Source organism: Bradyrhizobium sp. USDA 372, from assembly GCF_053629095.1.
Genome location: NZ_JBRJHR010000001.1, coordinates 3292969 through 3308351 on the forward strand (window position 1 = coordinate 3292969; position 15383 = coordinate 3308351).

Here is a 15383-nt window from a genome sequence, read left to right on the forward strand (position 1 = left end):
CATGATCCCGCAAGGCGAAGCGGCTCAATCCGCCGAGCATCCGCCACTGAGGCTGCACGTGCCGGAACCAGCGGTGCGCCCGGGCGGCACGCCAGATTTCTCGAACATCCGCATTCCGCGCGCAGGCCAGGTCAATCGTCCCGCAGTCGACGTGGACGCCGAGACGATTCGTGATCTCGCCTTCTCCGTCATTCGCGTGCTCAATCGCGATGGCGAGGCCGTGGGGCCCTGGGCAGGCACCCTCTCGGACAGCGAACTGCTCGAGGGCTTGCGTCACATGATGACGTTGCGTGCATTTGACGCGCGGATGCAGACAGCACAGCGTCAGGGCAAGACGTCGTTCTATATGCAGCATATGGGCGAAGAGGCCGTGAGTTGCGCCTTCCGCAAGGCGCTTCTTCCGGGCGATATGAATTTTCCGACCTATCGCCAGGCGGGGCTTTTGATCGCCGGCGGCTACTCGCTGGTCGAGATGGCCTGTCAGATCTACTCCAACACGCACGATCCCCTGAAGGGGCGCCAGCTACCGGTGATGTATTCCTCCAGGGAGCACGGCTTCTTCTCGATCTCCGGCAATCTCGCCACCCAATACATCCAGGCGGTCGGCTGGGCGATGGCGTCTGCGATCAAGAACGACACCAAGATCGCAGTTGCGTGGATCGGCGATGGGGCAACTGCCGAATCCGACTTCCATGCCGCACTGGTGTTCGCCTCCACCTATCGCGCGCCGGTCGTGCTCAACATCGTCAACAATCAATGGGCCATCTCGACCTTCCAGGGCATCGCACGCGGCGGCTCCGGCACGTTTGCAGCGCGCGGTCTCGGCTTCGGCATTCCGGCACTACGTGTCGACGGCAACGACTACCTTGCAGTCCATGCGGTCGCGAAATGGGCCTGCGAACGCGCACGCCGCAACCTCGGCCCTACCCTGATCGAGCACGTAACCTATCGCGTCGGTGCGCATTCTACTTCGGACGACCCAGCGGGCTATCGGCCGAAGACAGAATCCGAAGCGTGGCCGCTCGGAGATCCCGTGATCAGGCTGAAGAACCATTTGATCGTCCGCGGCGCCTGGTCGGAGGAGCGGCACAAGCAGGCTGAGGCGGAGATCCTGGACACAGTCGTTTCGGCCCAAAAGGAAGCCGAGAGCTACGGCACGCTTCATTCCGAGCAACGTCCTTCGGCGCGTGACATGTTCGAGGGCGTATTCGCAGATATGCCGCCACATCTGCGCCGTCAGCGCCAGGAAGCCGGAGTCTGAATCATGACACGGCGGACCATGATCGAGGCGATTCGCGACGCGATGGATGTGATGATGTCGCGCGACAACGATGTCGTCGTGTTCGGCGAGGATGTCGGCTATTTCGGCGGTGTGTTTCGCGCCAGCCAGGGTCTACAGGCGAAATACGGAACGAGCCGTTGCTTCGATACCCCGATCAGCGAACTCGGCATCGTCGGCATCGCGGTCGGCATGGCAGCTTATGGCCTGAAACCCTGCGTCGAAATCCAGTTCGCCGATTACATGTATCCGGCTTACGACCAGATCGTCTCCGAGGCCGCGCGGCTACGCTATCGGTCGAATGGCCAGTTCACCTGCCCGCTCGTCGTGCGCATGCCGACCGGCGGCGGCATCTTTGGCGGGCAGACGCACAGCCAGAGCCCGGAAGCTCTGTTCACCCATGTCTGCGGCATCAAGACCGTCGTGCCATCGAACCCGCGCGACGCCAAGGGTCTGCTGATCTCCGCCATCGAGGACCCCGATCCCGTGATCTTTCTCGAACCGAAGCGGCTCTATAACGGGCCATTCGACGGTCATCATGACCGGCCGGTGACACCGTGGTCGAAGCATGATCTCGGCGAAGTCGACGACGGACATTTTGCAATTCCGCTCGGTAGCGCCGCGATCCGCCGGCACGGCGAGGCCGTCACCATCCTCGCCTACGGCACGATGGTTCATGTCGCCGAGACCGCCGCGACCGAAGCCGGTATTGATGCCGAGATTGTCGATCTTCGCTCGCTGCTGCCGCTCGATCTCGACACAATCGAAGCCTCGGTCAAGAAGACCGGGCGCTGCGTGATCGTGCATGAGGCAACGCTGACCTCCGGATTCGGTGCTGAGCTCTGCGCACTGGTCCAGACGCGATGCTTCTATCATCTGGAAGCCCCCATCGCGCGGGTCGCCGGCTGGGACACGCCCTACCCACACGCACAGGAATGGGACTACTTTCCGGGCCCGGCGCGAGTCAGTCGTGCGCTGATCGAAACGCTGGAGGCTTGAAATGGCCGAGCGCGTGGTCAAGCTGCCCGACGTCGGCGAAGGCATTGCGGAAGCCGAGCTCGTGGAATGGCACGTGAAGGTCGGCGATGTCGTGCGCGAGGACGCCGTGCTCGGCGCAGTCATGACCGACAAGGCGACGGTGGAAATTCCCTCGCCCGCCGAGGGACGGGTCATCTGGCTCGCCGGCAGTGTGGGCGACGTTCTCGCAATCGGCTCGGACTTCGTTCGGCTGGAGGTCGACGGCAAGAGCGCGCCCGCGACGGAAGCGGTGAAGCTCGCATCGTCCGCGGCAAGCGCTTCGGCCAAAAAGTCTGATCATGCCGCAAGCGCCCTGCGCGTGCCGGCGAGCGAGCCGCCCAATGCGCGGAGGACGCAGCCATCAGCGGCGCTACTCCGCCACGCAAGCGATCGGCCTTTGGCCGCCCCGGCGGTTCGGCTCCGCGCGCGGGAAGCAGGCGTCGACTTGCGTCAGATTCGCGGAACGGGCCCGGCCGGGCGGGTCACCCACGATGATCTTGACGCCCATTTCGCGCGCGGCGGTATCGGAACGACAGCGACGCCGTATCCCGCGCAAACCGCGGTGACCGACATCAAGATCGTCGGCTTACGCCGCAAGATCGCCGAGAAGATGTCGATTGCGAGCTCGCGCATTCCGCACATCACCTATATCGAAGAGGTCGATGTCACCGCGCTCGAGGATTTGCGCGCGAAGCTCAACAGCCAGAAGCAGCCGGGCAGGCCCAAACTGACATTGTTGCCGTTCCTGATGCGCGCCATGGTGCGCGCGATCACCGGGCTGCCCCATCTCAATGCCCATTTCGACGACGAGGCCGGGATCGTTCACCAGCACGCGGGCGTTCATATCGGGATTGCCACGCAAACGCCGACCGGCTTGGTGGTCCCCGTCGTCCGTCATGCGGAAGCGCGCGACCTCTGGAATTGCGCCGCCGAGGTCGCGCGGATCGCGGAAGCGGCGCGGAACGGCAGCGCCACCCGCGACGAACTCACCGGCTCGACCATCACGATCACGTCGCTCGGCGCGCTGGGTGGGCTCGCGACGACGCCCATCATCAATCATCCGGAGGTCGCAATCGTCGGTGTCAACCGCATCGCCATCCGTCCGCATTGGGATGGCGCCGTCTTCGTTCCGCGTCAGATGATGAATCTGTCGTCCAGCTTTGATCACCGGGTGATCGATGGGTTCGATGCAGCCCAGTTCGTGCAGCGGATCAAGACACAGCTGGAGACACCGGCCATGATCTTCATTGACGCATAAGACAATGACCGAAATCACCTGCAAGCTCCTTGTCATCGGCGCGGGCCCCGGCGGCTACACCTGCGCGATCCGTGCCGGCCAGCTCGGCATCGATACGATCATCGTCGAGGCCGAAAAGCCGGGTGGAACCTGTCTCAATGTCGGCTGCATTCCTTCCAAGGCCTTGATCCATGCGGCCGGTGAGTATGAAACCATCGCGCGGGCCGCCGATGGCAAGAATGCCTTCGGCATTTCCGCTGCGCCGCCATCACTCAACTTCGCGAGGACCATCGCCTGGAAGGATGATATCGTGAGGCGCCTGAACGGCGGCGTGGCTGGTCTACTGAAAAGAGCCGGCGCCAGATACGTGGCTGGTCGCGCCTCCTTTCGCGACGGCAAGACCGTCGAGGTCGAAACGCCATCCGGCCGGCAGGTGATCCGTGCCGAAACGGTGGTGATCGCGACGGGCTCCGAGCCGGTTGCGCTGCCGTTCCTTCCCTTCGGAGGCCGCGTGATCTCCTCGACCGAGGCTTTGGCGCTCACCGAAATCCCGAAGAAGCTTGTCGTGGTCGGCGGCGGTTACATTGGCCTCGAGCTCGGCACTGCGCTCGCGAAAATGGGCGCAGCCGTCACGGTCGTCGAGGCTGCGCCGCGCATTCTCCCGCAATATGATGTCGACCTAAGTGAGCCCATCGCAAGGCGCCTGACCGCGCTCGGAGTCACGGTTCTGACTGGCGCAAAGGTGCAAGCACTCGGCACGGAAAGCGCGGCGCTGGCGATCGAGACCGCCAGCGGGGAGCAGACGTCACTCGAAGCCGACAAGATCCTTGTTACGGTCGGCCGCAGACCCGCGACAAGCGGCTTCGGGCTCGAGATTCTCGATCTCGACATGGATGGACCTTTTATCAGAATCGACGACCGATGCCGTACCTCGATGCACGGCGTCTCCGCGATCGGAGACGTCACGGGAGAGCCGATGCTGGCGCATCGCGCCATGGCGCAAGGCGAAATGGTGGCTGAGATCGTTGCCGGTCGCCGTCGCGCCTGGGACCGCATTTCGATCCCGGCGATCTGCTTCACTGACCCCGAGATTGTCACGGTCGGCCTGTCACCCAACGAGGCGAGCAGCAGGGGTTTCGAGGTCAAGACGGACCTCTTCCCGTTCAAGGCCAACGGCCGCGCACTGACGCTGGATCGGGAAGACGGCTTCATCCGAACCGTCGCGCGAGCCGACAATCATCTCCTGTTGGGAATCCAGGGCGTTGGCGCCGGCATCGCCGAGCTCTCGGCAGCCTTCGGTCTTGCGCTGGAGATGGGCGCGCGCCTCGAGGATGTCGCCATGACCATCCATGCGCATCCGACCCAAGGCGAAGCCTTTCACGAGGCCGCGCTGAAGTCGCTGGGACATGCGATTCATATTTAGGCGTATAGGAACTCCCATGCCCCGCGCCGCGGCGGCGCCTCCCGTCGGAGGAATTGTGGAGTCCGGAACGGCATAGGCGATGAAGGCGTTCGACACCCGCTGCAAGCTGCCGGCATCGGTGGTAATTCGGCATTGTTTTCTTCGGAATGCCCTCTCAACGGCAGCCAATGCGGCACAAACCCGCAAAGATCACCCGATGCCAATCGGGAGCTGAGCATGTCCCAGTCAGTACACGTTCGGGCCTTTCGCGACCTTGTAGGCGACCGAGGTGTCGTTGACGACCCAGAGGGGATCGCTACCTACACAACGGATCAACGCCAGCTCTTCACGGGGTCGACGTTTGCCGTGCTGAAGCCGGCTACGACACAGCAAGTCGCTGACGTGGTACGGCTGGCGGCGCACCACGGGATCGGAATCGTTCCGCAAGGCGGCAACACCAGCTATTGCGGCGGCGCTACGCCGGACGCATCCGGACGCCAGATTATCGTGAGCCTCGAGCGGATGGACAGGATCCGCGAAATCGATCCCGTGTCCATGAGCATCTCTGTCGATGGCGGCGCCATCCTGAAGAACGTACAGGACGCCGCGGCGGCTGCCGGCCTTCTGTTGCCGCTCAGCCTCGGCGCGGAAGGCAGTTGCCGGATCGGGGGCAACATCGGCACGAACGCCGGCGGGCTGTCAGTCGTCAGGTACGGGATGACGCGCGATCTGCTGCTCGGGATCGAGGCGGTCCTGGCGGACGGCACGGTCGTCTCCGACATGCGCAAGCTGCGGAAGAACAACACCGGCTACGACGTCAAGCAGTGCTTCGTCGGAAGCGAGGGGACTCTCGGCATCGTCACCGGCGCAGTGTTGCGTCTCGCGCCCTTGCCGACCCGTCGCGCGACTGCCTGGCTGAAGCTCGCGAACGGGGCACCGCTCGCCGAGCTTCTCGCATTGGTCCGCCGCGAATCCGCAGACCTGCTGACCACGTTCGAATTCATGGCGGCCAGATCCATCGCGCTCGCGACCGAAGCAATGACCGACCCGCCCTCCCTTCGAACAAGCCCAGCAGGCGCCGTCCTCGTCGAGATCGCCTCTTCCTCACGGCATATCGATCTGGACGAACTGATGGAAGCCGTTCTGGCCGAGGCGATCGAGTCCGGCTGGATCGATGACGCATTGCTGGCGCAGAGCGGATCACAGCGGACCGCGATGTGGCGGCTCCGCAAGACCATCCCCGAGGGCGAGAAGCGCCGGAACGGATCCGTCAAGCACGACATCTCGGTGCCGCTTTCCTCCATTCAGCGCTTCCTGGATCTGGCCGGCTCGCAGGTGCGATCGTATGATGCCGACCTTGAACTGTCCGTCTACGGCCATGTGGGCGACGGCAATCTGCACTACAACGTGCTCGTTCCTCGCGATGTCGACCGGCTCGAATTCACCAGGCGGATCGAAAGCAGCCTCTCGCTGCAACTCTACGACACGGCCGCGGCGCTCGGCGGCACGTTCAGCGCGGAGCACGGCGTCGGTCGTTTCAAGAAGCACCTTCTGGAGCGGTACGGCGATGTCGGGCGTATCGCGGCGATGCGCCGGATCAAGACTGCCTTTGATCCGGCGGACATCATGAACGCCGGCGCGGTCGTTCGCCCGTTGGGAGAGAAGTCTGTCCGTTGAACCATGGGCCGCGAGCTGGCGATGCTTTCCAAACGGTGGGCTTCGATGCACCTCGATCAGCCAAATCGTCTTGTGTCCATAAAGAAAGAGCCACTCCGAAGGAGTGGCTCGAGTTGGGGAGGAAACGCTCCTTAGGGACTGCAGGGCCTGACTTCCGGCTCGATCTCAGATCGCGGAGATATCCAGCTTCGAGCCGTCGGTCAGACGCGACAGCCGGAACGGTGCGGGATCGACGCAAGGCGTGTCGTTGACGACGAGCTGTGCGGCCAGATAGCCGAGCCCTGGGCCCAGACCGAAGCCGTGACCCGAGCAGCCCGCTGCGAGGACGAGGCCCTTCACCCCGTCCACCTGCGACACAACAGGCACTGCATCGGGCGTGCAATCGACGAAGCCGCCCCAGGCGCTATCGATCTTGATTTCCCCGAGTTGGGGGAAGGTTTTCCGGACACTCTCCACCACTTGGCTCACCAGCCATTTCAAGGGCGGTGGATCCAGCACGCGATTCTGCTCGAAGATCCGATCGTCGTCGGTCAGCAGCGCCGACATCGAATCCGGTCCCGAAACGAACGATCGGCCAACGCCGAGCCTGACGTTCTTCAGCCGACGCAAGAACTGCGGCATGAATTCCCGGCTGTATCGGATCGCCTGGGGCGTGATTTCGAGGTTCGCCTTGCCGCTGATCGCAAGCGTATAGCTGCCGTCCAGTCGGCGCGTGATCGTGCAGTAGGGAGTGGAGACCGCCTCGCCTATGTTGATTGTCGGGGTAGAACGCAGCGCGGTCTGACGGATGCTCGCCTGGGGGAAGCTGATCCCGAGCGGCCGAAGCAAGCGCGACGACCAGGCGCCGGCGGCGCACAGCACCGCGCTGGTTCTGATATAGCCCTTCTCCGTCTGAACGCCCGCGATCTTGCCGTTGGCCAGGTCGAGCCCCCGCGCAGCGCATTCCTGGTGGATTGTGGCGCCCAGAGTTCTGGCCCCCTCGGCGATAGCCGGCGCGGCGAGCGCAGGTTCGGCCTTGCCGTCCCGCTCCGAATAGGTCCCGCCGACCCAGCTGTCGCGCGCTTCGGGGACGCGCTCGGCCACCTCCGCCCGGCTCAGCACGCGGGTGTCGACGTCGTACTCCCTGGCGACCTCGCGCCACCTTTCCCAGCCGGCGAGCACAGCCTCGTCGTGAGTCGCATAGACGAGACCGCAGCGCCGAAATCCGAGGTCCCGATTGATATCGCGCGTGAGCTCGTCCCATAGCCGCATGGAGATCACCGAGAGCGGCAGTTCGCGCCGGTCGCGGTTCTGCTGGCGGCACCAACCCCAGTTTCGGCTCGATTGCTCACAGGCCACGTGGCCCTTCTCGAGCAGCGCCACAGAGAGGCCGCGCTTCGCCAGGTAATAGGCGGCCGTAGAGCCGAGGATGCCGCCGCCGACGATGACGACGTCGGCCGCGGCCGGAAGACGCTCATCGCTGTGAATGCGCTCGACGTGGGGCGACATGTTTCAACGAACCTCGGCTGCCGGGAATACGAAAGCGAAGTCCCGATCAGCCCATCATCGCATCGTGCGCGCAATAGAATGTGCTGAAATCATCTCGGGCTTCGCAAGATGTTCGGGTTTTTGGCCGCTTGAATGATACGGGCTGCTCAGGCCCGACCAGTCCCAGTTCGGCGGAAGGCGGCGGGACCTGCCCGTCCGCTGGAGCGCGCTTGTGGCCCTCGGAAATTCCCCGATCTGCATCGATTGCTCCAGTAGATCGCTGGCCTTCATCGGTAAAATCCGAGGACGGCCTTGGTCTCCAAATACTCCTCCATGCCCTCACGGCCGTATTCGCGTCCGTTGCCGGAGCGCTTGTAGCCGCCAAAAGGTGCGTTGGGGTCCCAGTGGGGATGGTTGAGATGCACTTGACCCGACTGGATCCGCCTGGCGACGGCCCGCACCGTCTCCATATCGGTGCCCTGCACATGGGCGCCGAGTCCGTAGACGGTGTCATTGGCGATCGCGATCGCTTCGTCCACGGTATCGTAGGGAATGATCGACAGCACCGGGCCGAAGATCTCCTCCTGCGCGATCCTCATGTCGCAACGGACGTTCGAGAAGATGGTCGGCCGCGCATAGAAACCAATCTGAAGGTTGCGGGGCCTCCCGGGCCCGCCGATGACGAGCTTGGCGCCTTCATCCAGGCCGACACCGATCATGGTCTGCACGCGCTCGAACTGCGGCCGGTTGGCGATCGGGCCATGGGTCGTGCTTTCCCCAAGCGGATCGCCGACCACTAGCTCTGAAGCGGCCACTGCCGCCGAGGTCTCGACCTCTTTCATGTGTGAGCGAGGCACGAGCATGCGCGTCGGAGCGCTGCAGGATTGGCCGAGATTACGGAAGGCGGCGCCGACGCCGAGCGGAATAGCACGGCTGAGATCGGCGTCCGGCAGAATAATGTTCGGCGACTTGCCGCCGAGCTCCTGGGCGACACGCTTGACAGTGGGCGCCGCGGCCTGCGCGACGAGAACGCCGGCCCGGGTCGAGCCGGTGATCGAGATCATGTCTACCTGCGGATGCGACGCCAGACGAGCGCCGACGATCGGACCCGTTCCATTGACGAGGTTGAAGACGCCGGGCGGACAGCCGGCATCGTCCATCACCTCAGCGAATAGCAAGGCGCTCAGCGGCGATAATTCGCTCGGCTTCAACACCACCGTGCAACCGGCTGCGAGCGCGGGACCGACCTTGGCTGTGATCTGGTAGAGAGGCCAGTTCCAGGGGGTGATGAGACCGCAGACACCGATCGCCTCGCGCATGATCGCCGTGCTGCCGCGCGCGGCGATGAACTGATAATTCGCGAGATTGTCGCGAGCGACACGAATATGTTCGGCAGCCAGCGGCACCTGGGCTCGACGCGCATAGGTGATGGCAGCTCCCATCTCGCACGTGAGCGCCTGCGCGAACAACTCCAGCCGCTGGAGCAGCAAACCGTGAATCCGGTCGAGCAGCACCGCTCGGTCAGCAGGCGGTGTCATGGACCAGCCTGCGAAGGCTCGTCTGGCAGCTCCTATGGCGCAGTCCACATCATCGTCATCGCCGAGCGCGACGTCGGCGATCGGCTGCTCCGTCGCCGGATTGACGACGGTTGCTGCTGCCACGACTGATCCGACCGGCTTCCGCCATCCTCCGTCGATGTAGAATTTTCCGAGGAAGCCGGCTTCCGTCAGGTGTCGAAGGGGAGAGGTCATTGGAAGCGATCCTTTCGACAACCTACCAGCCGCGCATCCGTGGCCATCGCGCTGCGATCGCGTCGCTGCCGGCGGAGACGGCGTTGTACAGTTCGTGTTGCGACGCCGTCGCACAGGCGTGATTGGGCCGGATGCGGACCTTCGCGCCGATCGGAAGATTGGGCAAAGCCTGCGCCGACCCGGGTCTGACGGCGAGGATCCCGTGCTCCTGGCTCGCTTGCGAAACGATCAGGTCAGGAAAGACTTTGCCGGCCACGTCGCAGACCAGACCGTATCCCTGGTCGACCCGCTGCGCCGCGGTGCCGCGGTCGCGCGACAGCGCCATCCACCCGGCATCGACCAGGATCCAGCCCTTCTCGGGCTTCTTGCCGATCACGGTGGCGAGCACAGAGATCGCGATGTCGTCGGTGGTGCAGACACCGACACCGTGCATCACCAGATCAAAGAACATGTAGACGCCGGCTCGCATTTCCGTGACGCCGGTCAGGTCTTCGGCAAAATGGGCGGTCGGCGTCGAGCCGACGCTGACGACCGGGCACTCATGCCCCGCCGCGCGCAACCTCTCCGCCGCAGCGACGGCCACGGCCCTCTCGTTTTCCGCAGCCGCGACAAGGGCCGCGGGCGTGCTGAGGCCGTAGGATTCGCCGGCATGGGTGAGAATGCCTACGAGGTCGACGCCGGCCTTGGCCACGGCGGCCGCGACGGCGATGAGCTTGGGATCCTCAGCGGTCAGCCCGCCACGGTGACCGTCGCAGTCGATTTCGATGAAAGCAGACGGCGCTACGCCGGCGGCACGAGCGGCCGCGCCGAGGATGATCGCCTGCTCCGGCGAATCGAGCAGCACCTTGAGGTCGATGCCTGCTTTGCGCAGACGCATCGCTCTTCCAGCTGTGTGGGGCGCCAGACCCACGGCATAGGTGATGTCCCGGAATCCATGCTGCGCGAAGTACTCCGCCTCCGCCAAGGTTGAGACAGTGATTGGTCCCGCCCCCGATGGATAGACGCGTTGGGCGACGTCAATGGATTTCGCCGTCTTCATATGGGGACGCAGCACGACGCCTTGCCGGGCCATACGAGAGGACAGGCGCGCCAGATTGCGGTCCAGCCGGTCCTTGTCGAGCAGGAGCGCCGGTGTTGCCAGCGCACCAATCGTTGCGGCCGTCTCGCCCGGCCCGGCGTTCGGGACATCCGTCCTGTCTATCTCCACGTGTAGCATCCCGATATCCCTTAGCCGAATGACTGGTTGGCGAGCCCGAACATGCGGGCCGGTCCAGTCCATGCAGCCGGCGTCCCCAGCACCATGGTGGTGGCATCACTAACCTGCTGCAGGCCGATGCTTTCGAGCCATTCCCCGAGCTGCGAGGAGGCCGGAGTATCGATCCGGACGAAGACAGGCCCGAGCCGCGCGATCGCGAACTCGATCAGCGCGCGTGCATCGGTCGGGCTCTCGGCCACCACGGGACCGATGACATACCCTCGGCCGAAGAGCCGAGAGATGGCGTAGCCGCAAAGTATGCCGTCACGCAGCAGGGCATAACCGTCACCACTATCGAACAGCCGATTCAGCAACTGCCGCCGCTCCAACCCGGTAGCAGTGCGGTCGAGCCGCGCGATCGCCTCGAACTCCGATGCGGCCATCGGTCTGAGGAGGCCCGATCGCGGCGTCTCGTGGCTTTGGCGTCGAATTCCCTGATGCTGATGGATGATCCCGGTCGGCAGAAAACCGCGGCGGCGATAAAGCGTGATGCCTTCGGCCGTCGAATTCAACGCGATGGTCCGTGGGCGCGCGGACGCCAGCAACGCATCCATCAGCCGCGCCCCATAGCCGCGGCCTTGAGCGGCCTTCGCGACGATGATCATGCCGGCGGACGCGTGAGTCTCGCCGTATGGCCACCACGCCGCGGTTCCGATCACCGTCCCCTCGCGCTGCAGAACAAACCCATGACCCAGCTGCAGCGCAACGTCCCAATCCTCGATCCGGTACGGCCAAGACATCTCCTGCGAGAGCTTCAGGGCGCCCTCCAGGTGCGATCTAGCGAATGGAAGCAGGACCACGTCTTCATTGACGTGACGATCGGCCTGGTAAGCTGCGGTTGTCATATTGAATCGACGTCTCTTGCTCGGTTTGCCGGCCTAATCGCCAATGCCTGACGGGCACCGACTATCCGATGATCTCGCATGATCTGCAGCCTATCTTGCACCCCACAGCATTACGCGTCGCACTGGAGCCAAGTTCGGCACAGGATTTCATGGATTGTGCGGTAGGACGACCAATCTGCTGTCAGCGGCTGGCGCGCCACAACGCGATCCGGTCCCGCATGCGATAGCTCTGGATGAAGGCCGGCATGAACCACGGATCCCCACGATAGAACGGGATGAAGGCCGGAGGGCGGAAGTCGAAAGCCGTGCGTGCCCGCTCCTCATGCCTCATGAGCTTGTGGGCTGCATGCATACCGATCCATGGGGCCCAAACCACGCCCGAGCCGCAAAAGCCGGTGGCATAGACGATGCCGTCCTTCTGGAAGATGCGAGGGATCATGTCGCGGTTCATCGCCACGTTGCCGAACCAGCTGTGCGAGAGGCGAACGCTCTCCAGTTCCGGAAACAGATTGACCAGGCCCTTGCGGAGCAGCAGCTTCGGAGCGATTGGATCGCCGACGCGGGAGCTGTCGCGGCCACCGAGCAGAATGCGTTTGCCGTCCGGCGAAGGTCGGTAATAGAAGCCGACCCCCCGATTCTCGATGATCATCATCCGTTTCGGCATCAGCCGCGCCATGACGTCGGGCGCGAGCTCCTCGGTTGCAATGATCCGGCTGCGGACCGGGACCAATCTGCGGCGCAGGAAGGGCACGGCACCATCGGTGTAGCCGTTGGTACAAACCAGCACCTGACGCGCCGTCACCGTGCCCGCCGCGGTGACGACGCGGAATTCGGCACCATCTCTTTCGATCGAAATCACCGGCGTCCGCGCGTGGACCGCCAATCCCGAAGCCAGCGCGACACGCAGCAGCTCGGCGTGGAATTTGGCCGGGTGCAGTCCGCCGATGTCCATCCGAACCGTGCCGCCGCGATAGACATCCGTGCCGATGTACTTGCGCTGCTCGGCATAGGGAACCGCATAAGCCTCGATCTTCAGCTTGTTCGCCAGCCTCTCAGCAGTGCGCGCCATGGCTTCGTATTGCTCATAGCCGAAGGCGCCCTTGAATTGCCCCACCGGCTGGAAGTCGCAGGCGAGGCCTTCCGTCTTGATGAAATCGTACAGGAACTCGCGTGCGGCCTTGCCTTCCGCCTCGATCGCCAGCGCCTTCTCTTCACCAAACCGTCGCGTGAGCGCCGCGTAATCCGGACGAATGGATCCGCTGGTGATTCCGCCGTTGCGCGTCGAGGCTCCTTCGCCCGGATCCATTGCATCAAAGGCTGCAACCGAGCGCCCCTCGCGCGCGAGCACCAAACCAGCCGACAGCCCGGCGTAGCCCGCGCCCACGATCAGCACGTCGAGCTTCGTGGGCAAGGGTTGCGGAGGCAGCGGCTTCAGCGGGGCGGCTTCCCACCAGTATGGCGTCGCCTTCTCGTCTACTCTGGGCGCATGCATGGCGTTTGCTTTTCTAAAGTCTTGTCGTGTTCAGCCGAGCCTTGGCTCGAGCTGATCAGATATGGTCGTTTCGAACGTCGAGGGCATCACGCAACCCATCGCCGATGAAGTTGAAGCTCGTCACCGCGATCGTAATCGCGGCGCCGGGAATGATGGCGAGCCATGGAGCGCTCGCCAGATATTGCTGGGCGCCGTTGAGCATGTTGCCCCAACTCGGCAGCGGCGGCTGGATGCCGTAGCCGAGGAAGCTGATATAGGCTTCCAGAAGAATCGCACGGGCGACCGCCAGGCTTGCGGCGACGATGATTGGGCCGATGGCATTGGGCAGGACCTCGCGGAACATGATGTGCCTTCGGCTCAGTCCCACCATGCGTGCAGCCTGGACAAACTCGCGCTCGCGCAGCGAGCGGACCTCGGCTTCGACGATTCTGGCGGTCTCCATCCAGCTCGTGGCCGCTATGATGACGGTGATCATCACCGGGCTCGGCCGCAGCATTGCGGCCAGCGCCAGCACGAGGAAGATCGAGGGATAGGAAAGAAAGCCGTCCACCGTGCGCATCAGCGCAGCCCCGACCCAGCCGCCGCGATAGCCTGCGGTCACGCCGACCAGGGTGCCGATCAGCGTCGATAGCAGCATCGCGGAGAATCCCACCAGCAGCGAGACGCGCCCGGCCGTCAATAGCCGTGCGGCCAAGTCACGACCCAAAGGGTCGGTGCCGAAATAGTGGTGACCAGTGAGAGGTGGCGCAAAGCGGGCGCGCAAATCGATCTGGAGCGTGTCGTAAGGTAAGGCATAAGGGCCAATGGCGCACGCCAGCACAAGCAGGGTGATCATCGCGATCCCGACGAGTGCCAGATGATGGCGCATGAAGCGCGCCACCGCACGGCTGTGCCACCAGCGAGTAGGAGCTGCGTGCACGACGATGGCGGTCATATCTGCTGCCTCCTGGTAACAGGGTGAGCCGGCGGGCTCAGCCCAGGCGAATGCGCGGGTCGAAGGTGGCGATGACGATGTCTGCGATCAGGTTGCCCAACACGACCAGGATGGCCGAGAATATCAGCAGCCCCATCACGACGGGATAGTCGCTGTAACCGAGACTATCGAGAAACAGCCGACCCATTCCCGGCCAGGTGAAGACAGTCTCGGTCACCAATGCGCCGGTCAGAATGCTGGGCAATTGCATCCCCGCCAGCGTGATCATCGGCAGCAGCGCATTGCCGACGACGTGCTTCAGCAGGATGCGTCGTTCGCTCACGCCCTTGGCGCGGGCGGTCTTGACGAAATCCTGACTCAGCGCTTCGAGCGTCGCCGTGCGCATGTAGCGGCTCCAGATCGCGACATGAACCAGCGACAGCACCAGGCTGGGCAAGATCAGATGGTGCAGATAATCCAGCACCGAGCCGTCGCCGATCGTGTACATGTTGCCCGCAGGAACCCACCCGAGCTTCAGCGTAAAGATGTAGATGCCGATGAGGCCGAACCAGAACGTCGGGACCGAAAGTGCCACCATGGCACCCACCGTCGCGCAATAGTCGAACAGGGAGTAGCGGTGGGTAGCACCGCGGATGCCGATCCAGGTGCCGGCCGCGATCGCCAATGCAGTGGACGTGCCCATCAGCAGCAGCGTCGCCGACAGATGTCGGCCGATCACCGCCAGCACCGCAGAGCCATCGCGGAAGGAGTGTCCCCAGTCGCCCCGGATCAGTCGCCAGGCCCAGTCGAGATACTGAAGCCACAGGGGTCGGTTCAGCCCAAGCTGCGCTGCGAGGCGCTCGACGTCCTTCTGGGTCATGCCGGGATCGAGCCCGAATTGCGCGAGAGGACCGCCAGGCATGAGGTTGAGAACCGTGAAGCCGATGATCGAAACGATCACCAGCAGCACGACGCTCTGCGAGAGACGATTGAGCAGAAAGGCGGACATTCGAGCCCTCCGTTAGCGTGACAGCGCTGCCGCCGGCTT

Annotated in this window: 12 protein-coding genes; 5 read left to right on the forward strand and 7 right to left on the reverse strand. The window is 63.9% G+C overall.

Translation table 11 applies throughout. The features are described 5' to 3' along the window. The first annotated feature begins 1 nt into the window (after position 1). From AB7M16_RS15680 to AB7M16_RS15700, 5 genes are all read left to right on the forward strand, one after another. A complete protein-coding gene (locus AB7M16_RS15680; RefSeq protein WP_172786220.1) occupies positions 2-1261 on the forward strand; it encodes a 3-methyl-2-oxobutanoate dehydrogenase (2-methylpropanoyl-transferring) subunit alpha in 1260 nt (419 codons plus the stop codon). 3 nt (positions 1262-1264) lie between these two features. After that, positions 1265-2278, forward strand: a complete 1014-nt coding sequence (locus AB7M16_RS15685; RefSeq protein WP_453944415.1) for an alpha-ketoacid dehydrogenase subunit beta — start codon at positions 1265-1267, stop codon at positions 2276-2278. 1 nt (position 2279) lies between these two features. After that, complete coding sequence (locus AB7M16_RS15690; protein WP_453944416.1) at positions 2280-3554, forward strand: dihydrolipoamide acetyltransferase family protein; 1275 nt, start codon at positions 2280-2282, stop codon at positions 3552-3554. A gap of 4 nt (positions 3555-3558) precedes the next feature. Continuing rightward, positions 3559-4956 (forward strand): dihydrolipoyl dehydrogenase, encoded by a 1398-nt coding sequence (gene lpdA / locus AB7M16_RS15695; protein WP_453944417.1) that lies wholly within the window; start codon positions 3559-3561, stop codon positions 4954-4956. A gap of 216 nt (positions 4957-5172) precedes the next feature. After that, complete coding sequence (locus AB7M16_RS15700) at positions 5173-6612, forward strand: FAD-binding oxidoreductase (protein ID WP_453944418.1); 1440 nt, start codon at positions 5173-5175, stop codon at positions 6610-6612. Positions 6613-6777: 165 nt separating this feature from the next. Here the strand turns inward: AB7M16_RS15700 and AB7M16_RS15705 are convergent, their stop codons facing one another. From AB7M16_RS15705 to AB7M16_RS15735, 7 genes are all read right to left on the reverse strand, one after another. After that, entirely contained in the window at positions 6778-8100 is a 1323-nt protein-coding gene (locus AB7M16_RS15705; RefSeq protein WP_453944419.1) for an NAD(P)/FAD-dependent oxidoreductase, read from the reverse strand. Positions 8101-8366: 266 nt separating this feature from the next. After that, positions 8367-9830 (reverse strand): aldehyde dehydrogenase family protein, encoded by a 1464-nt coding sequence (locus AB7M16_RS15710; protein WP_453947189.1) that lies wholly within the window; start codon positions 9828-9830, stop codon positions 8367-8369. Positions 9831-9852: 22 nt separating this feature from the next. Then, complete coding sequence (locus AB7M16_RS15715; protein WP_453947191.1) at positions 9853-11031, reverse strand: alanine racemase; 1179 nt, start codon at positions 11029-11031, stop codon at positions 9853-9855. Positions 11032-11057: 26 nt separating this feature from the next. Continuing rightward, on the reverse strand, positions 11058-11825 hold the full coding sequence (locus AB7M16_RS15720; RefSeq protein WP_453947192.1) for a GNAT family N-acetyltransferase: 768 nt from the start codon (positions 11823-11825) through the stop codon (positions 11058-11060). Positions 11826-12111: 286 nt separating this feature from the next. Then, positions 12112-13422 (reverse strand): NAD(P)/FAD-dependent oxidoreductase, encoded by a 1311-nt coding sequence (locus tag AB7M16_RS15725; RefSeq protein WP_453944420.1) that lies wholly within the window; start codon positions 13420-13422, stop codon positions 12112-12114. A gap of 55 nt (positions 13423-13477) precedes the next feature. Next, positions 13478-14356: an ABC transporter permease gene (locus tag AB7M16_RS15730; RefSeq protein WP_453944421.1), complete on the reverse strand. Its 879-nt coding sequence runs from the start codon at positions 14354-14356 to the stop codon at positions 13478-13480. A gap of 37 nt (positions 14357-14393) precedes the next feature. After that, positions 14394-15344, reverse strand: a complete 951-nt coding sequence (locus AB7M16_RS15735; RefSeq protein WP_453944422.1) for an ABC transporter permease — start codon at positions 15342-15344, stop codon at positions 14394-14396. Between the last annotated feature and the right edge of the window lie 39 nt (positions 15345-15383).